The 23,339-nt window shown below is 47.6% G+C and carries 16 protein-coding genes; 14 read left to right on the top strand and 2 right to left on the bottom strand.

Annotation, left to right across the window (positions count from 1 at the left end; translation table 11 throughout):
- The first annotated feature begins 2 nt into the window (after positions 1–2).
- Both HQN88_RS31950 and HQN88_RS31945 read left to right on the top strand, forming a co-directional pair.
- A complete protein-coding gene (locus tag HQN88_RS31950) occupies positions 3–2,450 on the top strand; it encodes a heavy metal translocating P-type ATPase (RefSeq protein WP_173119923.1) in 2,448 nt (815 codons plus the stop codon).
- 25 nt (positions 2,451–2,475) lie between these two features.
- Positions 2,476–3,339, top strand: a complete 864-nt coding sequence (locus HQN88_RS31945; protein WP_246320582.1) for a hypothetical protein — start codon at positions 2,476–2,478, stop codon at positions 3,337–3,339.
- Between the two features lie 327 nt (positions 3,340–3,666).
- On the opposite strand, the gene HQN88_RS31940 is transcribed toward HQN88_RS31945, so the two are convergent.
- Positions 3,667–4,887: a BNR-4 repeat-containing protein gene (locus HQN88_RS31940; protein ID WP_173119920.1), complete on the bottom strand. Its 1,221-nt coding sequence runs from the start codon at positions 4,885–4,887 to the stop codon at positions 3,667–3,669.
- A 209-nt stretch (positions 4,888–5,096) separates the two neighbouring features.
- Between HQN88_RS31940 and HQN88_RS31935 the strand changes: the two genes are divergently transcribed.
- Genes HQN88_RS31935 through HQN88_RS31925 form a run of 3 tightly spaced genes read left to right on the top strand, consistent with a single transcriptional unit; the run spans position 5,097 to position 9,687 of the window.
- Entirely contained in the window at positions 5,097–6,107 is a 1,011-nt protein-coding gene (locus HQN88_RS31935) for an aldo/keto reductase (RefSeq protein ID WP_173119918.1), read from the top strand.
- Positions 6,104–6,817, top strand: a complete 714-nt coding sequence (locus HQN88_RS31930) for an SGNH/GDSL hydrolase family protein (protein ID WP_173119917.1) — start codon at positions 6,104–6,106, stop codon at positions 6,815–6,817. Before HQN88_RS31935 ends, HQN88_RS31930 begins: the two co-directional genes overlap by 4 nt.
- Positions 6,818–6,843: 26 nt before the next feature.
- A complete protein-coding gene (locus HQN88_RS31925; RefSeq protein WP_173119915.1) occupies positions 6,844–9,687 on the top strand; it encodes a family 78 glycoside hydrolase catalytic domain in 2,844 nt (947 codons plus the stop codon).
- A gap of 33 nt (positions 9,688–9,720) precedes the next feature.
- Here HQN88_RS31925 and HQN88_RS31920 read toward each other — a convergent pair whose 3' ends face one another.
- Positions 9,721–10,605, bottom strand: coding sequence for a helix-turn-helix transcriptional regulator (locus HQN88_RS31920; RefSeq protein ID WP_173119913.1), 885 nt, complete (start codon positions 10,603–10,605; stop codon positions 9,721–9,723).
- 179 nt (positions 10,606–10,784) lie between these two features.
- Here HQN88_RS31920 and HQN88_RS31915 point away from each other — a divergent pair, with 179 nt between their 5' ends.
- From HQN88_RS31915 to HQN88_RS31875, 9 genes are all read left to right on the top strand, one after another.
- Positions 10,785–11,582: a phytanoyl-CoA dioxygenase family protein gene (locus HQN88_RS31915; RefSeq protein ID WP_056618113.1), complete on the top strand. Its 798-nt coding sequence runs from the start codon at positions 10,785–10,787 to the stop codon at positions 11,580–11,582.
- Positions 11,583–11,596: 14 nt separating this feature from the next.
- On the top strand, positions 11,597–12,748 hold the full coding sequence (locus tag HQN88_RS31910; protein ID WP_173119911.1) for a trans-sulfuration enzyme family protein: 1,152 nt from the start codon (positions 11,597–11,599) through the stop codon (positions 12,746–12,748).
- A 59-nt stretch (positions 12,749–12,807) separates the two neighbouring features.
- A complete protein-coding gene (locus tag HQN88_RS31905) occupies positions 12,808–14,658 on the top strand; it encodes a heparinase II/III domain-containing protein (RefSeq protein ID WP_173119909.1) in 1,851 nt (616 codons plus the stop codon).
- A gap of 37 nt (positions 14,659–14,695) precedes the next feature.
- The gene (locus HQN88_RS31900) at positions 14,696–16,039 is read left to right on the top strand and encodes a DUF455 family protein (protein WP_173119907.1); all 1,344 of its coding nucleotides are present in this window, start codon (positions 14,696–14,698) and stop codon (positions 16,037–16,039) included.
- Positions 16,040–16,157: 118 nt separating this feature from the next.
- On the top strand, positions 16,158–17,939 hold the full coding sequence (locus HQN88_RS31895) for a sensor histidine kinase (protein WP_274319242.1): 1,782 nt from the start codon (positions 16,158–16,160) through the stop codon (positions 17,937–17,939).
- On the top strand, positions 17,936–19,570 hold the full coding sequence (locus HQN88_RS31890; protein ID WP_173119902.1) for a response regulator transcription factor: 1,635 nt from the start codon (positions 17,936–17,938) through the stop codon (positions 19,568–19,570). Before HQN88_RS31895 ends, HQN88_RS31890 begins: the two co-directional genes overlap by 4 nt.
- 93 nt (positions 19,571–19,663) lie before the next feature.
- Positions 19,664–20,737, top strand: a complete 1,074-nt coding sequence (gene bglB, locus HQN88_RS31885) for a beta-galactosidase BglB (RefSeq protein ID WP_274319227.1) — start codon at positions 19,664–19,666, stop codon at positions 20,735–20,737.
- 42 nt (positions 20,738–20,779) lie between these two features.
- Positions 20,780–22,180 carry a Sapep family Mn(2+)-dependent dipeptidase gene (locus HQN88_RS31880; protein ID WP_173119900.1) on the top strand — a complete coding sequence of 467 codons (1,401 nt, stop codon included), beginning with the start codon at positions 20,780–20,782 and terminating at the stop codon, positions 22,178–22,180.
- A gap of 192 nt (positions 22,181–22,372) precedes the next feature.
- A complete protein-coding gene (locus HQN88_RS31875; RefSeq protein ID WP_173119898.1) occupies positions 22,373–23,332 on the top strand; it encodes an ABC transporter permease in 960 nt (319 codons plus the stop codon).
- Positions 23,333–23,339: the final 7 nt, after the last annotated feature.

Raw genomic sequence — 23,339 nt, 5'->3', positions numbered from 1 at the left:
TCATGGAAACTGCGGATGCTGCAACAAACACGAAGCAAACATCACTGCAGATCACGGGAATGACATGCGCCGCCTGTGCCAATCGGATTGAGAAGGGTTTGAACAAGTTGGAAGGGGTCACGGAAGCCAATGTTAACTTCGCGATGGAGCGAGCAACGGTAACTTATGACCCTAGTCGCATCGATGCAGCCAAGATGGAACAAAGCATTCAGAAGCTAGGCTATGATACGCTGAAGGAAGCCGTTGATTTACAGCTTGAAGGCATGACCTGTGCAGCCTGTGCCCAGCGGATTGAGAAGACTTTAAACAAGTTGCCTGGCGTGAGCGTGGCGACGGTTAATTTTGCGATGGAAACGGCCCATGTCGTGTACAATCCAGCCGATCTTACGGTATCTGACATGCAGAAGCGAGTGGAGAAGCTCGGCTACAAAGCAGTTCCTAAACAAGAGCAAGGCGACCCCGCGGAACACAGGCAGCAAGAGATCGGAAAGCAGAAGCGTAAGCTCCTGATATCAGCGATCTTATCATTGCCGTTGCTGTGGTCGATGGTCAGCCACTTTTCGTTTACCTCATGGATTTGGATACCGGAATTGTTCATGAATCCGTGGTTTCAATTGTTGATGGCAACGCCGGTTCAGTTTTACATCGGGAGACAATTCTACGAAGGTGCTTATAAAGCGCTGCGCAATGGCTCTGCCAACATGGATGTACTGGTTTCACTAGGAACATCGGCAGCTTACTTCTATAGTCTGTATTTGACGATCGCTTGGGTTATCGGGGGCGCCGGCATGCATCATGGACCGTCTCTGTACTATGAAACAAGTGCTGTACTGATTACGCTAGTCATCATGGGGAAATTGTTTGAAGCATTGGCTAAGGGACGGACATCGGAAGCGATTAAGTCTTTGATGGGGCTGCAGGCGAAGACCGCGTTAGTCATCCGCGAAGGGCAAGAGCTCAACATACCCATTGAAGAAGTGGTGACGGGAGATATTGTGCTCGTCCGTCCTGGAGATAAAATACCGGTAGACGGAGAAGTGCTTGAAGGTCTATCCTCTGTGGACGAATCGATGCTCACTGGCGAAAGTCTGCCCGTAACTAAGAAACCTGGTGATGCGGTAATCGGAGCAACCATCAACAAAAATGGTAGGCTTCGCATGCAAGCGACAAAGGTCGGGAAAGAAACAGCGCTGGCACAAATTATTAAAGTCGTGGAAGAAGCGCAAGGTTCAAAAGCACCGATTCAAAGGGTGGCCGACGTTATTTCTGGGATTTTCGTTCCCATTGTAGTGGGTATCTCACTTGTCGCTTTCCTAGTGTGGTATTTCATAGTGACACCGGGCGATTTTGCAGGGGCTCTGGAGAAAGCCATAGCCATCTTGGTTATTGCTTGTCCTTGTGCGCTGGGCTTAGCGACACCGACTTCGATTATGGCGGGATCAGGGCGAGCGGCCGAACTGGGGATTTTGTTCAAAGGCGGCGAGCATTTGGAGAAGACGCATCAGATTGATGTGATCATTTTAGATAAAACAGGTACGGTCACCAAAGGAAAGCCAGCACTAACCGATGTATACGCGGAAGGTGACGAAGCGCAATTCCTACGACTTGTAGGCGCAGCGGAGAGAAACTCGGAGCATCCCCTCGCAGAAGCAATTGTGGCTGGGATTAGAGAAAAGGGCATTGAACTACCCGCAGTAGAATCATTCGAAGCCATCCCAGGCTATGGCATTCAAGCTGTCGTTGAAGGGAAAGAGCTGCTCATCGGAACGCGACGACTCATGGAGCAATTCGGTGTAGATGCGAAGGTTGCCTATGACACGATGTCGAAGCTCGAGGAGTCTGGTAAAACAGCTATGCTTGTTGCCATTAATAAAGGGTACGGGGGTATAGTAGCTGTAGCGGATACCGTCAAAGAAACGTCCCATGCCGCGGTTCGTCGTTTGAAGGCGATGGGCATTGAGGTCATCATGATCACCGGAGATAATGAACGGACGGCCAAAGCGATCGCAGATCAAGTAGGTATTGAGCATGTCCTCGCGGAGGTACTACCAGAAGGCAAAGCGGCAGAAGTGAAAAAACTCCAAGCGCTAGGAAAGAAAGTGGCGATGGTTGGAGATGGTATTAACGATGCACCGGCGCTAGCGACGGCTGATATCGGGATGGCGATCGGGACGGGTACGGATGTGGCGATGGAAGCCGCTGATGTAACGCTTATGCGCGGGGACTTAGCGAGCATTCCGGATGCGATCTACATGAGCCGCCAAACGATGCGCAACATCAAACAAAATTTGGTCTGGGCACTCGGCTACAATACGTTAGGGATCCCCATTGCTGCGCTTGGCTTATTGGCGCCTTGGGTGGCGGGGCTTGCCATGGCATTAAGCTCGGTTTCTGTCGTTCTTAATGCGCTTCGGCTGCAACGTGTGAAGATTCGCAAAGAATTGACCTAGACATAGGAGAGAGAAGCGCGTGTATATGCATAAAATAGGGCTTATCTCAGTTATGCTCGCGGTGCTGTTTCTAAGCGCATGCAGCAGTGTTAGAGAAGCCTCCTCGAGCAAGAGTCAGCATGGCAGTCATGGAACAGCACCTAGCCCAGCAAGTACTGATGAACACAGCGGACATGGGGGAGAAATGCCGAAGGCATCCACGAACCTGAAAGCAGCGTTCACCTTCGGATCGACAAGTCTGCAAGCCAATGAGAAGTCGGAATTAACGATCCAAATTACGGATGATGCCGGCAAAGCAGTGACTGATTTTCAAGAGAATCATGAGAAGCTGCTGCATTTGATTATAGTGAATCACAATCTATCGTCTTTTCAACACATTCATCCGGTCTACCAAGGAAATGGCAAGTTTACGGTCAGCGCAAGCTTCGATGCAGGCGGGGATTACAAGCTCATCGCTGATTTTATTCCTAGTGGTGGAACGAGCACTACGCTCAGTCAATGGGTAAAAGTTGCCGGTAAAGAGGCAGAGCATACCGTGCTTAAAGCAGATGCCAAGCTGCGGCAAGAGGTTAGCGGTAAGGATGTTGAACTTTCCTTGAGCAGCTTGAAGGCCAAAGAAGAGGTAACACTCCGCTTCACAATTCGAGACGCTCAGACGAAGAAGGAGATCACGAATCTGCAGCCATACTTAGGCGCTGTAGGCCATGTTGTCATTCTGTCAGCCGATGCCGAACAGTACATTCATGTACATCCGCTTGAGGAGAAGGCAACGGGTCCCCTTGCAAAGTTCGCGACCTCATTCCCAGAAGCGGGAATCTATAAGCTGTGGGGACAGTTCCAGCATAATGGAGAAGTGTTTACAGTGCCTTTCGTCGTTGAGGTGAAATGAGTCCATATAAGCTAATGAATAAGGGGATGTCCCACTGCCGCATCACATTTAGATGTAAAAACTACAGCTAATGTGCTCGAATTTGAGGTGTTTTCGTGATTAGATGGAAAAATACAGGTAAATTCTATGAAATTTGATAAATCGATACAATTGGAGGAATTTAACTACAGGAAATACAGTTAATCATCCGAATTCGCTAAATCCGTTTCAAATAGATGGAGTAAATCTAGTTAATTTATGGGAAGTTGTTTTATTCTTCATGTGTCAATAACGAAAAAGAGGCGTTTCAATAAGTCTACATAGACTATTGAGACAGCCTCTTTTTGTTTATTGTGTCCGCGTAACTAACTTCATCTTCAAAGCCGTCTCATAGTTAGTAAAATGCACATAATCCCCATGCATCCACAGAAGGAGCGCGTCTTCTTGTCCGTTGTTCCTAGCTAGGACAGGCCTCACGTTATTGTGAGAAGAACCACTGGTCACGGCAGTAGATTCCCATGTTTTACCTTGATTCGTCGTGTGCCAATGCTCGATTTCGAAAATACCATTGACCAAACGCGACAGATACACGTTGGCCGGATCGGCATGATCGAGTATAAGTCCGCCCGAGTAGAAGGGTTCCCGTTCCACGGCGCCTTGCTCGGTTTGCGGGAACCAAGAACCGCTGGCTGTCATTTCATGATTCTCCCACGCATCGCCGTTCCAATAGCTGTACCAATAACGGTGGTCCGAATTGGCGTGGAAGACGGCGTACACGATGACAGGGCGACCATGGGCATCCACCGCAATATCCCAGATCCATGCCTTCGTATCGTGCAGGGTTCCGTCGAAAACCACATCGGCTTCACGGGGAAGCATAGGCAGGTCGGATAGCGGCTTTATAGTTGAACCGTCCGCATGAGAGAGGATGCCATCTTGGATGCTAGCACAGTAGATGCTGTTGTGCGGTTCTATATTCGGGTGCCCGTCGGTAAAAGCAAACCAGAGGGTATCCTCGCGATTACTGGCATACTTAACGTAGGGGCGGGCCCCTTCTCCCATGATTAAGGTTTGGGGTTCCGACCATGTCCCCTCTTTATCGAGTAAAGAACTGAAATTAGGTTTGAAATTACCGCCGCGCCAGAACAAATATTGCTTGTGTTCTTGGCGGAGATGAATCGGATTTGGATATGTATATCCATGCATGCCGCTCGTATTCTCCGGAAGTTCTTGTTCAGCGCCAAAGGACGTGATATCCTCTGCCGTTTCCATTTGACGGTAATACATCGTCTTCCCATTATGAGCAGAGTAGTAGATGACTGCACGTCCATCTTCAGGGAAATACAACGCGGGGTTCGCATGGTCATCCTGCTGCAGACTTGGCTTAATCATGACGGAGTTAACGGACTCGTCACGATGATCATAGGTACCGATCATGACATGGCCCTGCTTCGTTAACCAACCGACATAGGTACGGTCCTGCTGTCCGACAAATCGGACTGCCCGTGGGTCAGCGAAGAAACACCACGCCCCATCCTCGGTAAAACTTGCATGCTGTTCGCCTCGCATAGAAATCAATTCCTCCTTCATATACGTTTCGTCCCTCCATGTATTCGGACGCAGATACGTGGAAATGTCCGGAATTTCCTACATTCTACCTCATCCGTTCTGAGCTGTGAAGTTCGAATTTAGCGTGCTTTTTCTGGCAGATCGACCAAGAAAATCACTTCGTAAGCGCCTTATACTGAAAGGTGATTCGAGGGAGGAGAATGCTGCCTATGCAATATCGGAAATTTGGCAATACGGGATGGGATATTTCAGAAATCGGTTTCGGGGGCTGGCAGATTGGCGGTGGCGGGGCTTTCGGTCAAGTCGATGACCGTGATTCAGTGAAAACCTTGCTTGCAGCTTGGACTAGGGGAATTAACCTTGTAGACACAGCTCAAATGTATGGTAAAGGCCACTCGGAGGAAGTCATCGGTCAGGCACTCAAGGAATGGCATCACAATCATATTTATATTGCTTCCAAGGTGCAGCCCGTTCAATGGCCGCATCCGAATGAGCTTGATCCAACTATGACAGGGCGCTATCCCAAAGCTCATATTCGCAAGCAGTGCGAAGACAGCTTGACCAGGCTAGGTGTGGAAGCCATTGATTTGTATCAGTTGCATGGTTGGTTCCCTAAGGGGTTAGAAGATCTAGAGTGGCACGAGGCGTTGACGGAACTCCAGAAGGAAGGCAAAATCCGTGAATTCGGCGTGTCCATTCGCGATTATCGTCCGCAGGACGGTATTGCGCTTGCAGAAGCTGGGCTGATTCAGGCTGAGCAGGTTGTTTATAATATTTTCGAACAGAGGCCTGCAGAAGAACTGTTTCCTACATGTAAGAAGAATGGCGTCGCTGTTCTTGCCCGGGTCCCTTTTGATGAAGGTTCGCTAATCGGCAGCTGGACACCGGAAACTTACGATACGTTCGCGCCAGGTGATGTAAGACGGAACTATTTCAAGGGCGAGCGTTTCCCGCGGACGCTGGAGAAGGTGGATGCGATTAAACGGATGGTCCGTGAATACGATGCAACGATGACGCTTGCCGAAGTTGCGCTTCGTTTCTGTTTGTCGAATGAAGCTGTAAGCTGCGTCATTCCGGGGATGCGCAACGTGAACGAAGTGGAAGTCAATCTCAAAGTATCGGATGGCAAGCCGTTGCCGCCAGAGTTGCTGGAGCAATTGAAGCCGTTCAATTGGCCGCGCAATTATCATAATCCGGATACGTTGGTGGATCCGTTATGAGTGCTTTTGCCAGATTCCATAAGCGCTTAAAGGAGAAAGCAGACGATGTCCGAGCTCGCCCCGTCACTTACGTTGCTTTCGGTGATAGTGTGACCCAAGGATGCATGGAATACGCTACCATCGAGCATGAGCAAGTCTACCACAATCTGCTGAAGAGTCGTATCGTGAAACGGTATCCTACGACGATTCTGAATGTCATCAATGCTGGCGTATCGGGGGATACGGCTGTGAAGTCGGAGGCGAGATGGCAGCGGGATGTAATTGCGTATCAACCGGATCTTGTGACCATTGGCTTCGGCGTTAATGATTGTCATGCTGGGGAGGCAGGGCTTAAGCCATATTTGGAGAAGATGGACGCGTTAGTGAGAACTGTGAAGCGAGATACAGAAGCAGATCTGCTGTTGCTTACGCCAAATATGATGATGTTGCACGACAACAATAACATTCATGAGAAGGATCGACCTGTCTTGCCTGGATTCTTAAATGCGGCTGAGAAGGGATGTTTACGGCTGTATACCCTTGCGCTGAGGGCGTATTTGGAGCAAGAAAAGCTGGCTTATGTGGACATATATGCGTTGTTTGAGGACTGGTTGCTAAAGGGGCAAGCCCCTCATGTTAGATTAGCCAATGGCATTAATCATCCGGATCGCGCCATGCATGTCCAAATAGCAGAACGAATCGAAGCTCGAATATTCGAAGGACACGAATAACTTCTACAAAAGGTGGGGAGCACCGCATGTTCGAACAAGCGAAATGGATATGGAGGTCGGGAGACCGAAGACCTATTAATGAGCACATTCTTTTTAGGAAAACGTTTACATACGAGACAGAGATATCTAATCGAGCAATACTGTCTATCTCTGCGGATACCAAGTTTAGGTTATGGGTAAATGGAACGGAGCTGGGAGAAGGACCTATTCGTTCGACCGCAGATCACTGGTATTACGATGAGTTTGATATTACTCACCTATTGAAGCCAGTTGCGAATGTAATTGCCGTACAGGTCTGGCACTACGGTCATTCCAATTATCAATACATCGAGAATGAAGCGGGTCTTCTTGCAGAATTATGCTTGCAGGGCGAAGAAGGTATTCAAGTGATTGGCACAGATGAAACATGGCTCTGTTGTAGACATGAGGGATATGATGCTGATGTCGTCAAGCGAAATGTGAATTTGGGTTGGATGGAAATATACGATGCCAATGCGCTGAGCGATCAATGGGTGCTTCCCACTTACGATGACGGGAGCTGGGTGAGTAGTGAAGTTGTTGCTCCCTATGGAGGAGCGCCTTGGGGGCGACTGTATCCCCGAGTCATTGAGCCGTTGTCCACACAGATCATCAGGCCGAAGCAGATCCTAGCACTTAGTGAAATTGCACCCATCCGCCAAGTGATATCTGTCAATATGCGAGATAATTTGTATCCAGGCTCGCGCGATGCGAATGCGAAGATATTCAGCGGGTTTTTGGCCGTTAGGCTGGTGGCTGAGTCAGAAGCCAAAGGTCGTTTAACGTTCGCCCATTCCAAATGGAACGGCGTTCAGGGACGGTTCAAGATAAATGACCGCTGGTATGTTCATAATGACGAGATAGGGCTGGCAGCTGGCGAGCATCTGTTCATGCTGGAAATTTGCGGCGTTCATAATGATTTGTTCTGCCATATGGAATTTGATTTCGATAGGGAACTGCATTTCGCTCATCCTAGGGGGGACGATCAGGACAGCTCCTTCGTAACCATTGGCCCATTCGAATCGATAGAATCGTATGCCGATGGCTTTCAGCCTGTATACGGGGGCGTTGAGAAGAGAACAGGTTTGAATCACGAGCATGCGCTGCTGCTGGAAATAGGAGCTTGCTCCACTTTGAAGGCGTTCGAGGCGTACCATGACATGTGCAAAAATGTTCATCCTAGGCATGTGCTTGTTAATAAAATGATCTATTCGTTGATGATGCGTAAACGATTCGTCAAGCACTATCCCATTACGAACCAGCTAGAGCGAATGCTCCATGATCATCTGCTGCCGACAGTACTTCCTGACACCGTAGAAGGCGGGGATCTGGAAATCGTATTGGATTTCGGGAAAATTTATGTAGGTACGATTGAACTAGAAGTTGATGCACCTCAAGGGACGGTGATCGATGTCTACGGCTTCGAGAACCGCGTCAATGGCGTCAATGCCTATACATCCGGCTGCAATAATTCATTTCGATACATTTGCCGTGAAGGTAGACAGGTGTTCAAGAGCTTTACCCGGATGGGATTCCGATATGTGATCGTGGCGGTGCGTAACGCTAATACGCAGATACGGATTCACCGAGTTCAGCTGAACCAATCTAGCTACCCGGGCACGGATAAAGCGTTATTCCGCTGTTCAGATCCCTTGCTGAATGACATTTGGGAAATTTCGAGGCATACCTCACATATGTGCATGGAGGATACATTCGTCGATTGTCCCACCTATGAGCAGGTATTCTGGGTAGGGGATTGCCGAGTGAGCGCACTTGTTAACTATCAGTTGTTCGGTTCCTATGAGCTTGTCAGGCATTGCTTGGAAATGGTACCGCGTTCGCGGAGCCAAAGTCCGCTTCTGCTTGCCTTATTTCCTACGGATTGGCAGGCAGCAATTCCGATGTGGACGTTTAGTTGGATTATTGCCTGTAAGGAGTATGTCGATTACAGCGGCGACCCTACATTCATCGAGGCGATCTATCCGGAAATCAGGATAACACTCGAAGCGTACAGAGGATTTCTCAACGACGATGGCCTATTCGATACCAGCTCTTGGAATATGCTCGATTGGGCGCCAATCGATATTCCCTCCGTTGGTGTAGTCACAGCGCAGCAGGCGCAGTTGGCCCAATGCCACCGAATCGCAGCGGAGATGGCGGAAACGCTGGGTCTACAAGGCGAAGCGAGGGAGCTGCTACAACACGCAGAGCAGTTGAAGCGCGCGATTGGTGAACATTTGTGGGACGATGAGGCTCAAGTCTACCTAGATGGTATCCACCGTAATGGTAAGCCTTCCACAACGACAAGTCTCCAGACGCAAGTGTTGCTGTATCTGGCGGACTGCCTGGGAGAGCGGCAGATGCTCATTATCGAACCTCAGCTGCTTCATCCACCGAAGAGTTGGATTCAAATTGGCTCTCCCTTTTTCTCGTTCTATTTGTTTGAGGTGTGGAAGCGTTTCGGTGAACTGGATCGCACACTGGCGCAAATTAAGACGGACTGGGGTCAAATGATCCGATACGGCGCCACCACTACGTGGGAGACCTTTCAGGTATTCCCTAGGAGTCATGCGCATGCTTGGTCAGCTGCGCCAGCTTTTGTCCTTGGCAATCAGCTGCTGGGCATTGAGAAAGTAGAGGAGGGTTACCGGAAAATTCGAATCGCCCCGCCTGTGACGGAACTGCTCTGGGCAGAGGGGAGCGTTCCGACTGTTTACGGGCGTATCGATGTATCGTGGTCCAAGGAAGCGGGAAAACGAGTGATGCATGTAGCTGTTCCGCTAGAAATTCAAGTAGAGGCTGTACATGAGCAGTGGGCGGATTGGGATATTCAGATTCATGTGATCGGATAGCGCGGAATGGAGATGTTCAGGCAGGTGATGACGTTAAGCTTCTTTCTGGCCTCTGCGGAATTTGCCAGGTGAAATCCCGTTCATCTGCTTAAAAAGCTTGTTGAAAAAGCTCAAGTCGTCGAAGCCGACCTCTTGCGCTATCTGTAAAATGTTGCTATTTGAAGAGAGCATCAACTCTTTCGCTATCCGTATGCGAATTTCATTGCGGAATTCGATAAAAGTCTTGCCCATGTACTGCTTAAACCTAGATGTGAAGGCGGACTGGCTCATGCCGCACATCTGGCTGACTTGGGCAAGCGACAGCGGATTCGCGTGATGCAGCTCGATAAACTCGGCTACGCGCTCAATAATTTTATGCTCAGAAGCTAGCGCTGTCATTGGTTTGTGCAGCATTTGATCGTAGCAGCGGCTGAGGAATACGAACATTTCGATGAGTCTGGTCTTCACGAGCAGACGATAACCGAGCATCTTCTCGGTGTATTCGCTAAGGATACGGTCCAGCAGCTGTTTCATCTCGATCCGTTGGTGCGGATTCAGTCTGAGATGGGATTGGAAATGCACGGACTGCCGCAGAAAAGGCTCCACATAGAAAAAGTCGACGAACGACGTTACGTTGGATAGCGATTGAAGCTCGTGACTTAAAATGGAAGGAGCAAGCAGTATGTTATAAACGATGAGATGTTCATCCACGAAATAAGCATGCTCGACATCCGGCTCGATGACGAAGACGTCACCTTCTTGGATAAGGTATTCCGCTCCTGCATAGATATGACGACCCGATCCCTCTACCACATACACAAATTCGATGAATTCGTGTGAATGCGGCTTGACGGATTCTTTTTTTTTGAACGTGTACTGCTCGAGATGAAAGGGGAATTCGGATGCTTCCAAGTAAGCTTCGTTTTGAAATCGGGTCATCGGACAAGACCTCCGGATAGGAAGATAAGTGCTTCAGTACTTTTTATCATAGAGTATATCTAGTTAGAAGGAAAGCTGGTAAATCACCTTGAAACTCTGATGAATTCACCAAGTCTGCTCCCCTGTACACATGATAAAGTGAAATTAAAGTACAGAAAGTACAAAAGGAGCTGGCTGCCATGACCAACGCTATTCAATCGCTATTAACCTTGGAGCAACGCACATTTTATCAAGAGAACGGGTTCGTGCAAGTGGATAATGTACTGAATGAGCAAGAGTTAATTGAGCTTCGTCAATGCATGGAAGAAGTGATGGTCGAGGAGTCTGCGTCGCTGTCCTTGCAAACGGATAAAAAAGGCGGCAGCTACTACCGTGTGCTTAACCAGCGTGTTAACGTCTGGCGGGACCATGCCGGCATGCATAAATATTCATTCAACCCGCGTTTTGCGCAAATGGCACTCGAGCTTACTGGGGCTAGCGGGATTCGTCTCTTTCACGATCATGCCCTATGGAAAATGCCAGGCGATTCGAAGCCGACCCCGTGGCATCAAGATTACCCTTATTGGCCCATGACGGAGCAGGGAGCTATGTCGATATGGATCGCACTCGATGACGTGGATGAATCGAATGGTTGTATGATGTTCGTACCGAAATCGCAAAATGCCGGTAAACTGAACCATATCGATTTGGCTAATCCTCAAGATTTATTCGAGTTCGTTAAAGGGACCGATTACGAGAACGCAAAGCCTGTGAAGGTGCCGTTAAAAGCAGGCAGCTGTACGTTTCATAATGGGCTTACCTTTCACTATGCGCATTCAAATGTAACGGATAAACCTAGGCGTGCACTTGCGATTATTTACATGCCGGATGGAACGACCTTTAACGGGAAGAAACATGCGATAACAATGGATTTGAACTTGCAGGAGAATCAACCGTTGGCAGGTCGGATGTTCCCACTATTAGCCTCCAGATCGTAAGGAGGAGGGTAGATATGGACAAAGATGACTTCAAGAGTAAGGAAGACCTTCTTGCTCATCTCGGTGACGATTATGACCGTTTTTTGGGTGCCATCGTCCCGCCTATTTTTCAAAATTCACTGTTCACAAGGAAAACGGTTAATCACGGGTATACGTATACGCGCGTAGCCAACCCGACGACGGAGATTGCCGAAATGAAAATCGCAGCGCTAGAGGGTGGGGAGGAAGCACGTTGTTTCTCTTCGGGCATGGCCGCTATAAGCGCTGCCTTGTCCTACTATCTTGAGAAAGATAGCCATGTGATCTGTCCCCGTGCGGCCTACGTGCCGGCGAAAGCATTTCTGGAAACCTACATGAAGAAGTTCGGCTGTGAGGTTACGCTCGTATCAGGGGAAAGCATCGAGGAATTCGAACAAGCGATTCGCCCGAATACGAAAGTTATTTATTTGGAAAGTCCGCTATCGAATATTTTCTCGCTTCAGGATTTGCAGGCCATCTCCGCTTTGGCGAAATCTTACGGGATTGCGACGATTATTGATAATACATGGGCGACGCCGCTCTATCAGAATCCTCTAGCCTATGGCATTGATCTTGTGGTTCACTCCGCATCGAAATATTTGGGTGGACACAGCGATATTCTGGGTGGTGTCATTGTAGGCAGTAAGCAGATTCTAGAATCGATTACCAATAACGAAAGAAGTTTGTTTGGGGCTGTTATGGATCCCCACCAATCCTGGCTCCTTATTCGGAGCTTGCGAACCCTCGCGGTTCGGATGAGGCAGCATGAGGAGAATGGCAAGAAGGTCGCTGCTTTCCTTGAAGGTCATTCTCGCGTATCCGCTGTCTACTATCCAGGCTTGCCTAGCCATCCGCAATACGAGCTTGGGTGCAGGCAGATGTCCGGTTACTCCGGTTTACTAAGCTTCGTGCCTAAGGGCGACAAACAGCAGATTATGAAGATGATGAAGGGCTTGCGCTATTTCGAAGAAGGTCCCAGCTGGGGTGGTTTCGAGAGTCTCATTAATTCACCTGGGCTATGGGTCAACGAGGAGACATCCCTCTTGTCAGGAATTCCGATCGGTCTGATGCGCATTTCAGTTGGTCTAGAGAGTGCAGATTCGATAATTGAGGATTTAGATCGCGCACTGGTCGGAATGACACGCTAGTCGTTAAGGGAAACTGTCGATCGTAAATTGCACGAAGTATGAAGGAGACGAGTGTTGACGTGAGCTATGTACAGGATTGGCAGGCTGTTCAAGAGAAAATTCGGACGGAAGCTTGGGCGAAGACCGTTTATGATACTCTGGTTGAGACCACGGAGTGGTGGGTCACTCATTACGCAGATGATCCAAGGAGAATTACGGGGTGGGGGCATAACTATTTCTGTGAAGCTTGCGGGAGCAGGATTGATTTCGAGCGGGAAGCCCCTCATGTGAATAGCTGCGGAAGCTGTGGCCACGTCAACAAGGGTGCACGATTCGATCAAGCCTGGAATTATTTGTACCGGGATGAAGCGCACAAACACGTTTTTTATGCAGGGGTGCTGTATCAGCTCACGGGCGATGAACGTTACCCGGCTTACATCCGCAGCGTCTTGTCATTCTATTGCGATCATTATGAGCAGCTTCAGGTAGATGTTCCAGCGGGTTATGTTGGAAAAATAGCTGGCATTAATCTCTGCGATGCGGTTGGTATGATTTGGCTATTGCAGGGCATGGAGATGATTAAAGAGACGTTCAGCACCGCAGAGCTTCAGCACTACAAAAGTCATCTGTTTAATCCCCAGGTAGAGCTGCTGGAAAAACTCTGTAAGAGTATTCACAACATTACGTGTTGGATGAAGGCGGCTGTGGGCATGACGGGGATGTTCTTCGGTGATAGCAGCTACGTGGAGAGAGCATTGGAGGGGCCATTCGGCTTGCTGCAGCAATTGCAGCAGGGGGTAACAGCGGAAGGTTTCTGGTACGAAGGTTCATTTCATTATCATTTCTATTGTGTAGAACCGTTTACTTATTTCCTGTTATTCGCCCGTATGTATGAGGTGACATGCAATGGGATGGAAGAGATTGTTAAACGGATGTATGTGTTCCCAGCTGAGCTTGTGTTCGATAACGGTGTTTTCCCGAATCCGAATGATGGCTGGCCAAATATCGCACTGACTCACTATGCGGGACAGTATGAGTACGCGAATCGATTGTTCCCAGATCCAGCCTTTGAATATGCGCTTTCCAGATCCTATGGGGCGTACTATCGGCAAACGATGGCTTATGGAGGGATGATCGAAAACTCACCTGAAGGGTGGGTTCAGCGTCTCCTCTTCGGCAAAGGGGAATACGCAGGGGAAGAGATGCTCCGCGTCACAACAAACTATCCAGCTTCTCAGATTTGTTCGTTACGGGCAGGGAAAACAGCTTTATTTATGAAATACGGACTGAATACGCGGAGCCATGCGCACCCTGATGTAATGAATATCGAGCTGTTCGATGCGGATTACCTATGGTCTCACGATATTTCCTCGAATGGGTATGGTTCTTTCTTGTTTCTAGAGTGGCAGCGGAAGACAATCGCTCATAATACAGTCGTCGTCGATGGTGTTGATCAGGTCTATTCGGAGCGGGGAATGATTGAACAATTTGAACCGGAGAGGAATCGCATCCGTGCCAAAGCGAAAGAGGTATATCCTGGCGTTGATTATGCACGCGATATTCAGCTTCAAGAAGGATGCATCTCGGATACGTTTGAGGTCATCACTGCGGACGAACATCAGACAGATTGGCTTTTTCATTGCCAAGGGAGGATGGAGACGGCGTTTGAAACGCAGCCGTGTTCACCCATCGGGAGCGAGTTTGGCTATCAGCACTTGATGAATCTGCGTGTATGCACGACAAGTGACAGCTGGTCGATACGGTGGATTATGGGAGAAAGAACGTTAACGCTTCGGATGGAAGGGTGCATAGGAACTGATGTTTATGTATTCGAAGGCTACGAAGATACAACAGCTAAGAAACGATCCGGTGTGTTGGTAAGAAGGCAAGGGTGTGGAGCGGCGTACCGTGCCGTTTATACGATAGAGTGAAAGCTTAAAGTCAGTTCTTCTTAGGGGGTAATTATCAATGGCGAAGAGAATTGAAGTGGACGTAACGGATTACAGCTTCCTTGAAGCTGCTTCTTCCTATAAAGGCTCGCTGCTGCGACCGATAGATACCGCAAAGTTGCTGAAGATGTGTTTCTGGTTAGAGTTCGAGCTGTCACGAATGACGATGGGATGGGTCTCGTCTGTTCCAGATTGGGATCTGAAAGGGGAACTCGTGCGATTATCGTACCTGCACACCCAGCATATGGTACAGCTGCGTGAACGGATCAGCGAGTTGCCTGGAGCGGATATTAATGAGAAAGCCTGGACGCCGAGTGGTCTCCAAGAAGCTTGTCAGCGTATTACACAAGCGGGCGGGCTGATTGAATTTGCTGCTGGCTATAAGTTCATCGTCCAGAAGCTTTATGAGCAGTATACCGCTTTCCATGAAACGCTGGATCCGATCCTCGATGGACCGACGTTTGATAAACTGCGATATATCGAGCTGGATAAGGAGCAGATGCTTTCCTGGGGCATTCCTTACGTGAAGTTTGCTTATGTGGAAGATGGGCAGAAGCGTGAGGCGTATCATAGTTGGCTGGTTTATATCGATCACGTATGGAAGGTGCTTGAGAAATCATCGTCGGGGAAAAAGATTGAGTGGCCTGACCATCCGGTTCTTGAGCCGGCAGGCCCGATCCCACTGAAACCTGCTAATGATCCCAAGTATCCGCATGTCGATCTGACGAAATATAAAAGTGCCATGTTCGATCCGAAATCTCCCACTTACGATAGCTTAAAACATATGATCTTCATCAATGCCAGTGAAATGTCGGCTGTAGAAAGCTTAACCTATCTGTACTACGGTGTACAAAAAATGCCCGTAGATTTCTACCTGGATGTAGCACGGCACACCTGGGATGAAGTTCGCCATAGTCAAATGGGCGTTCGTCGATTGAAACAGATGGGCTATCGTACGGAGGATTTCTCTTGGCATCCATCCACAGCGCCGACGCCAGAAACGATGGATCAAGTGTTTCCTGAGTTCTATGCTAGTCTGACGATGGTTATGGAGCCTTGTTCTTTCATAAAGAAGCGCAAGTCGATTGGTGCCTTCATGAAGCACGGTGATCCCCTGTCATCTATCCAATCCGAATACGATATTGCTGACGAGCGTCTGCATGTTGGGTTCGGGCAGAAATGGGGTGCGAAGCTATTCGAGCATATGGAGGATTTCATATCAGCTCAGAATGCAGCAGAAACGGTTAAGCAGATGCACCTTCGCAAAATGGGTTACAGTCAAGAGGAGATTAACAAAGTGCTGCACAGCTTCCCAGAATTCTGTGGGTTTGCAACGATGGAACTTAATTACGACAAGTACTAATCCATACAATCAATAGCCGATTACCGTGGAAAGGTTTATAATGCTAACAATAAGTGCGTGAGCTGTGGGCTCACGCACTTGCCATTCCATCAGAATGCGGGTGAAGCGTTTGTCTAAGGTGATTTCCAAATTTCTGAATTTAAAGCTGCGTACGAAATTTCTACTGTCCTTTACAGTAATGATCTTATTAACTGTGCTGATGATTAGCATCGTTAATTACTATGTGTCTGTAAGCGTAATCAAGCAGAATACATCCGTTTTTTCTCAATACTTAATTGAGCAAATTGGGATAAATCTCGAGAAACGGACCAAGGACATCGAGGAGCATGTATTCCAACAATTCCGAAATTCCACGCTGAATACGACGCTGAGCATTTCCAAAGATGCAAGTGAATCGGATTTGTATATAAAAAATAAGGTCATTAGTGAGTTTATGAAAGATTTAGTGTTTTCCAAAGATGAGTACTTGTCGGTCATGGTTATTGATACGGCGGGCAACTCATTCGGGTTCGAACGCAGTGCGACCCAAAACTACAACAAAGACCTAATGAATCTGAATATCGAGAAGATTAAAGATCAGCGTGGTCGCACTTCTTGGGTTCCGGGAAGTAGCAACGTTATCTTCATGGAAAAGGCTGTATACGACGTTACGTCTAGCCGTTATGTGGGCATGATTATCGTTGGTGTGGACATTAATCTAATTGGTAGCATATACACGAATGTGGATGAACTCACGAAGGGGAACATCGTCATCTTAAACGAGGTACTTGAACCGCTATTGTACGACAGGCTTGTTTCCGAGCCGACTCGCTATTTCATCGAAAACAAGATGTACGCTGGGAAGCCCAGTCTCAATCAGGGTTTTCAATTTGAAGGGCAAACGTACATTTCTACTATAATTTCAACACCCTATGACAAGTGGATGATTGTCCAAGTTATCGCTGTCAATGAATTAACACGTGGCACAGAAGTCATCAAGTTTTGGACATTGAGTACCATTCTTGTCTCACTATTCCTAGCTTTCATCTTAGCGGTTATCATTTCTAGCAACATCACAGGAAACGTTCGACTGCTGCTCCAAAGTATGACGCACTTCTCCGTAGACTTTACCCATAAAGTCATTGTTCCCAGAAGCAGAGATGAAGTAGGGCTGCTTGCGGAGAAATTCAATTCGATGGCTCAGAAGATCAGCGAGTTAATCCACACCGTCTATGAGGAGAAGCTGCTTAAGCAAAAAGCGGAGTATCGCACGCTTCAGTTCGAATATAAGGCGCTGCAAGCCCAGATTGACCCCCATTTCCTCTACAATACCCTGGAGTCCATTCATAGTTTAGCCAAGCTGCGTGGCGACGAACAAGTCAGTGAAATGATCTACCTTCTCGGCAAGCTGCTCAGAGAGAGCATTAGCAAGAAGGGGGATATCATCTACCTGCATGAAGAAGTGGATTTTATTAGGAGTTATTTATCTATTCATCAAATCATCTATGGCAATCGAATTGAAGTTAATTATTATTTTGACACGAGCTTGATGGCCTTTAGGGTTCCTAAATTCATTCTGCAGCCACTCGTAGAAAACTCGATCAAGCATGGGATTGAAGAGAAAGTAGGTAAAGGGATTGTCAGTATCGGCTGCTGGATGAAGGAAGACGTTCTCTATCTTGAAGTATCCGATAATGGCGTAGGCATTGATGAAGAAACGAAGGAACACTTGCTCAACCCACCAGAGCACTCGAAGCTGAAACAGAAGGATAAGCATACGAACGTTGGGATTATCAGTGTGCACAAGCGGATTCAAATATTATTTGGAGAAGAATACGGCTTAAGTATTATGAGTGAAATGGATCAGGGGACAACGATTCGGATTCGTCTTCCCATCCTGACGGAGGAGAGCTCCAAATGACATATAAAGTCGTGGTTATTGACGATAAACCGCTGATCCGGCAAGCGATTGTGCAAATGATTGCTTGGGATAAGCTAAATTGCACCGTAGTCGGTCAAGCGGAGGATGGAATAGAGGGTAAACGTTTAATTAAGGAGCTTCAGCCAGACATTCTCGTGACGGACATCAAAATGCCAGGCTTAAGCGGGCTCGATTTAGCTGAAGAGATGAGTACGGACTTTCCTTTGGCCAAGACAATCTTAATTACAGGTTACCAGGATTTTGAATATGCGAAGAGGGCTGTTCGACTTGGTGTATTCGATTTTATCGTCAAACCCATTAATTACGAAGAGCTAAGCCGAGTGATCGGGAGTGCTGCATCGGAGATCGATTTTAAGCGCAAGGAGAATGAGAATACGGTCAAGATGGCGTCTGCTTACGTCGAGTTGGAGAAACAACATAGCGATTCTATTCCCACGCTTAGAAGTAAGCTGATTAGTGATCTGATTACAGGAACAGGCGATATGCAAGAACAAGTCAAGAAACTTGAAATCCTTTATAGCCGATACGTTGTGCAAATTGTTCGTCCAGAAGATAGAGGGGGGTATTCTGGTGCAACGAACGCAGTCAAGATTAAGCAACAGATACAACTCCGTCTAACGGAACAAGCGCATAGTCTAGCTGCCAAGCGTGATTTCTATGTGATTGAGTCTCAGCGGAATAATGACCTTATATTCGTATGTTTATTCCCCAAGGTATTGTCGCAGAGGGAGTTCAGAATGAAGCTGCAGGGCTTCTGTAATGCGTTTATTGACGTGGCTAAAATGAAGGAGCAAATTTCCTGTCATATTGCGGTCAGTTCCGTGTATAAATCACTTCTTGAGCTGCCGGAAGCTTTCAGGGAAGCTTCTTCGATTATGGATTCAAGCTTTTTCCTGATGGAGGAAAGTGTGTTATTCCCGGATCATTGCGAGCAAGAGAAGGAACTGGGTAAATTCTCAATTATTCAGGACTTGGAGCAGTTTAATCAAATGTTGGAGGACAAATCCAGCGAAGATATAATGGCGTATTTGGAGCGGTTTCTGAAGCAAATTACCGCCTATAGCGAAGGGAATATTCTTGTCGTGAAGGGGTTACTCTCCGAAGTTTGTCTTGCAGTCGCACGCTATTATTTCCGTGTAACTGGCGATGAGTTCGGACTTGGTAAAAGTGTCGACCAAATTCTTGAGGATGTGTATCGGCTGACGAGTATGAAAGAAGCTTCTACTTACCTCACGACGTTTATTGGAACGATCAAAAAGAAGCTAGAAGGCGGGGAAAAGGTCTATTCCCTTGTTGTCAAAAAGGTAATCGATTACATCAACAGTCATATCGCCGACACCATCAACTTGACGTCAACCGCTGAACATTTTGGCCTGAGCTCGAGCTATTTAAGCAGGTTGCTGCGTACAGAAACCGGTATTAATTTCGTGGATTTGGTGTCTAAAGCTCGAATAGAGACAGCCAAGCGTTTGCTTATGGATCCCAAAAATAAGGTAAATGAGGTAGGCGAAATGGTAGGGTATAAGGAATACGCTTATTTCTATCAGGTTTTCAAGAGACTTGAAGGTCAGTCGCCGAAAGAATATAAGAACAGAGGTAAAGAAATCTAATAAAAGGGTAAGATTCTCGTATGTAAACTGCTGAACGTGTGCGTTACATTATGGTTACAAGCACTTTATAGTGCGTATTGGGAGGTGCTTACCGTGACTATAACGCAAATACAGCGGCAAGAGATAGAGATCATGATTCATAAAGTCATTAGCGGGATGAAAAATCTGGAGGCAACGATCCAGGAAGACACGCCAATCAGCATTATTACGATGGATAAATGGGACTGGTCCCAAGGAGTAGGCTTGTTCTCCCTCTATTTGTATTATAAGGAAACCCAAAATCGGGATGTGTTTACGTATTTAACGGAGTGGTTCGATAGCCGGATTCGCGAGGGGCTTCCACCGAAGAACGTCAATACGATGTGTCCGCTGCTTACGCTCAGCTACTTGTACGAGGAAACGCGCAATCCAGAGTACTTACGGATATGTGAAGAGTGGGTTAGTTATGCGGCAGATGAGATGCCACGCACGCCTGAGTTTGGGATTACCCATGAGACGATCGATAATGCGAATGAAGGTGAGTTATGGGACGATACGCTCTATATGACGGCGTTGTTCATGGGCAGGATGGGCATTTTGTTGGCCAAAGATCACTATGTACAAGAAAGTATTCGTCAGTTCCTCGTCCATCTGAAGTATTTGACGGATAAGAAAACGGGACTATTTTTCCATGGTTGGAGTTTCAAGGAGGGGCATAATTTCGCGGAAGCGCTCTGGGGTCGCGGTAATGCGTGGTACACGGCTGGGTTGGTCGACTACCTAGATATCGTTAAGATACCGCTAGGTGTAGAAGTATTCCTGCTTTCTTCGCTAGAACGTCAGATTCAGAAACTGACGGAGATGCAAAGACCGAGCGGGATGTGGACGACACTGCTGAACGATCCGACATCCTACGAGGAGACTTCAGCAACTGCGGGGTTTGCTTACGGCATTCTGAAGGCTGTTCGCAAAGGTTATATCAGCGAAGTCTACAAAGAAGTCGGGTTGAAGGCACTGCGAGCGGTTATGCATAAGGTTGACGCCAAGGGAGCCGTTCACGGCGTATCTTACGGAACACGCATGGGGCGTACGTTACAGTTTTATCGCGACATCCCACTATGCCCGATGCCCTACGGGCAATCCATGACGCTGCTGATGTTGGTAGAAAGTCTTCATCATGTCGACTGACTGTTGGTTGGAAGCGAATGTGAAAAAGTGGGAGGTATATAGATGATCATTGGGAAAGAAATTCACAAATATCGGGATGCGATTACAGCTGGTATTTCCGAACTTGTACAAATAAGAAGCATCATGGGCACCCCGGAGCCGGGAAAACCATTTGGAGCTGGCGTCGATCATGCTTTGCAATATATGCTCCGATTGGCTGAATCGTTAGGGTTCGAAGTGACCAATGTGGACGGGTATGCGGGTCATGCCGAATACGGACAAGGTGAGGAAATCGCTGCAGTGCTTGTTCATCTGGATACAGTAGAAGAAGGGGCTGGATGGATGTTTCCGCCGTTTGGAGGCCTCATCGAGAATGGCAAGATTATCGGAAGAGGTGCGTCCGATAACAAAGGACCAGCTGTAGTCGCCTTGTATGCGCTGAAAACGCTAATGGATTTGGGCATTACCGGCAGTCGCCGTCTCCGCTTGATCTTCGGTACGAACGAGGAGAGTGGCATGAAAGACCTCGACTACTATTTCGAGAGGGAACAGCTTCCGGTTATGGCATTTGCGCCTGATGCGGGCTACCCTATTTTCAATGTGGAAATGGGAAGTATGAACGTGGTGTTTTCGAGTGAACAAGAATCTACTTCCACGAAACCGCAGCTGATGATCTTGTCTCTGAAGGGTGGCAACATGCTTACACTGATTCCGGAGACCTGCACGGCGTCGCTTTCTCTCGCGCAACTCACCGACAATCAGGTGGCAGACTTTCACGATGCAGTTAACCTGCATGCGAATATGTCGTTCGCATACGACAGGGATTGCGGTCTAGTCTTAACGGCGGGAAGTGAGTTTCTAGCAGACAGTCCAACAGGCTCGCGAAATGCGATCGCGAATATGGTTGCTTTCCTCTGTGCGCAAGGACTGACTACGAATTGGGATTATTTCTTACATTTCCTAAACAGTAAGATTGGCGCCGAGAAGGGTGGGCAGTCGCTCGGAATTGCTTGCAGCGATAGCGTATCAGGTTCGTTGGTTGTTTATTTGCGCACCATTTCCTGTGACCTTCTTCGTGCGGAGTCCCTAAGCAATATTCGGTATCCAGTCAGCCATGATGGTGCTGGTATATTAACTACGATTGCTGGCCTTGCAGGCAAGAATGGCATCCACATGGAACTGACGCGACATCTATTTCCGGTGTATGTGCCAGAGACCCATCCCGTCATTGTCCGGTTAAGCCGCGCTTACAAGAAAATCACCGGTGATGAAGCCGTGCTGCTGCGTATGGGTGCCGGCACCTATGCCCGTAAAATGAGGAACAATGGTGTCGCATTCGGTGCGGGGTTGCCTGGAGGCGTTGATACCCGTGTCCATCAAGCAGACGAATTTATCTTTATCGATGATATGATGCAGCATGCCGAAATCTGCTTACAGGGCATGTATGAATTATTAATCGATTAACAGAAAGTAAGAGATAGGAAGCTAGAAGTAAAGAAAACTAATAAAAAGTAAAATTTCTAGCATGTCAATCGTTTTCGCAAGGAAGTACACTTGCAACATGCCTAGAAGAATAGGCTGAGCAGTGAGTTTATTTACTAGTATAGAAAACGCTTTCACTTGTGGGGGTTCGTATTTGGAGAAAGGAGCAAGGGTATGGAAGTACAATCTCAGAAACAGCATGTAATTGCACAGACGGACCGTAAACCGAGAAACGCTTTTACCAAAGAGCTCTTTAAAAATTACGATTTGTACTTACTGCTTGTCCCGGGCATTATCTTCTTCTTTGTATTTTGTTATATTCCTATGTTCGGGCTTGTCGTTGCTTTTAAGGATTATAACATCTTCAAAGGCATCTTCGATTCGGACTGGATAGGCCTGCATCATTTCAAGGAGATGCTGCAGATTCAGGATTTCTATAGGATCGTCCGCAATACGCTGCTACTTAATGTGCTGGGTCTCATCGTGGGATTCCCAGCTCCAATTATTCTGGCGTTGATGCTGAATGAGATCAGAGCGAAATATTTCAAGAAAATATCGCAATCGCTTCTGTATTTGCCTCACTTTATGTCATGGGTCATCATGGGCGGGATTATTTATAATCTCCTATCCCCGAAATATGGGATCATCAATAGTATGATGAGATTCATTGGGATGGAAGAAATCTATTTCATGATCGAGGAGACCTGGTGGGTCATCGTCTACACCTTGTCCAGCGTATGGGCAGGAGCGGGATGGGGAACGATTATTTATCTTGCAGCGATGACGATGATCGATCCTTCTTTGTACGAAGCAGCTGTTATGGATGGTGCAGGCAGATGGAAGAAAATCGTGCATATTACGCTGCCGGGAATTATGCCAACGGTTATTATCCTGCTGATTCTCAATATCGGTCATATGGTTTCTATCGGTTTCGAGCATCCTTTTGCCTTGCAGAATCCTGTTGTTACCAATATCTCGGAGGTAATCAGCACATACGTTTATTCTTCGGGGATTAAGCAGGGACAATTCGGCATTACGACGGCCATCGGGATGTCGCAATCCATCATTAATCTTATTCTTGTGCTTGGTGCGAATTATTTTGCCAAGCGTCTGGGTAAGGAAGGACTTTGGTAAAATTCGA

This window comes from Paenibacillus qinlingensis (genome assembly GCF_013204845.1).
Classification (GTDB): domain Bacteria; phylum Bacillota; class Bacilli; order Paenibacillales; family NBRC-103111; genus Paenibacillus_E; species Paenibacillus_E qinlingensis.
The sequence above is the reverse complement of the archived record's forward strand: the minus strand, read 5'-3'. Positions and strand labels throughout refer to the sequence as shown.

Coding starts and splice junctions, on each gene's coding strand:
- HQN88_RS31950 (WP_173119923.1), top strand. CDS start 3: ATGGAAACTGCGGATGCTGCAACAAACACGAAGCAAACATCACTGCAG.
- HQN88_RS31945 (WP_246320582.1), top strand. CDS start 2,476: ATGCATAAAATAGGGCTTATCTCAGTTATGCTCGCGGTGCTGTTTCTA.
- HQN88_RS31940 (WP_173119920.1), bottom strand. CDS start 4,887: ATGCGAGGCGAACAGCATGCAAGTTTTACCGAGGATGGGGCGTGGTGT.
- HQN88_RS31935 (WP_173119918.1), top strand. CDS start 5,097: ATGCAATATCGGAAATTTGGCAATACGGGATGGGATATTTCAGAAATC.
- HQN88_RS31930 (WP_173119917.1), top strand. CDS start 6,104: ATGAGTGCTTTTGCCAGATTCCATAAGCGCTTAAAGGAGAAAGCAGAC.
- HQN88_RS31925 (WP_173119915.1), top strand. CDS start 6,844: ATGTTCGAACAAGCGAAATGGATATGGAGGTCGGGAGACCGAAGACCT.
- HQN88_RS31920 (WP_173119913.1), bottom strand. CDS start 10,605: ATGACCCGATTTCAAAACGAAGCTTACTTGGAAGCATCCGAATTCCCC.
- HQN88_RS31915 (WP_056618113.1), top strand. CDS start 10,785: ATGACCAACGCTATTCAATCGCTATTAACCTTGGAGCAACGCACATTT.
- HQN88_RS31910 (WP_173119911.1), top strand. CDS start 11,597: ATGGACAAAGATGACTTCAAGAGTAAGGAAGACCTTCTTGCTCATCTC.
- HQN88_RS31900 (WP_173119907.1), top strand. CDS start 14,696: ATGGCGAAGAGAATTGAAGTGGACGTAACGGATTACAGCTTCCTTGAA.
- HQN88_RS31890 (WP_173119902.1), top strand. CDS start 17,936: ATGACATATAAAGTCGTGGTTATTGACGATAAACCGCTGATCCGGCAA.
- HQN88_RS31880 (WP_173119900.1), top strand. CDS start 20,780: ATGATCATTGGGAAAGAAATTCACAAATATCGGGATGCGATTACAGCT.
- HQN88_RS31875 (WP_173119898.1), top strand. CDS start 22,373: ATGGAAGTACAATCTCAGAAACAGCATGTAATTGCACAGACGGACCGT.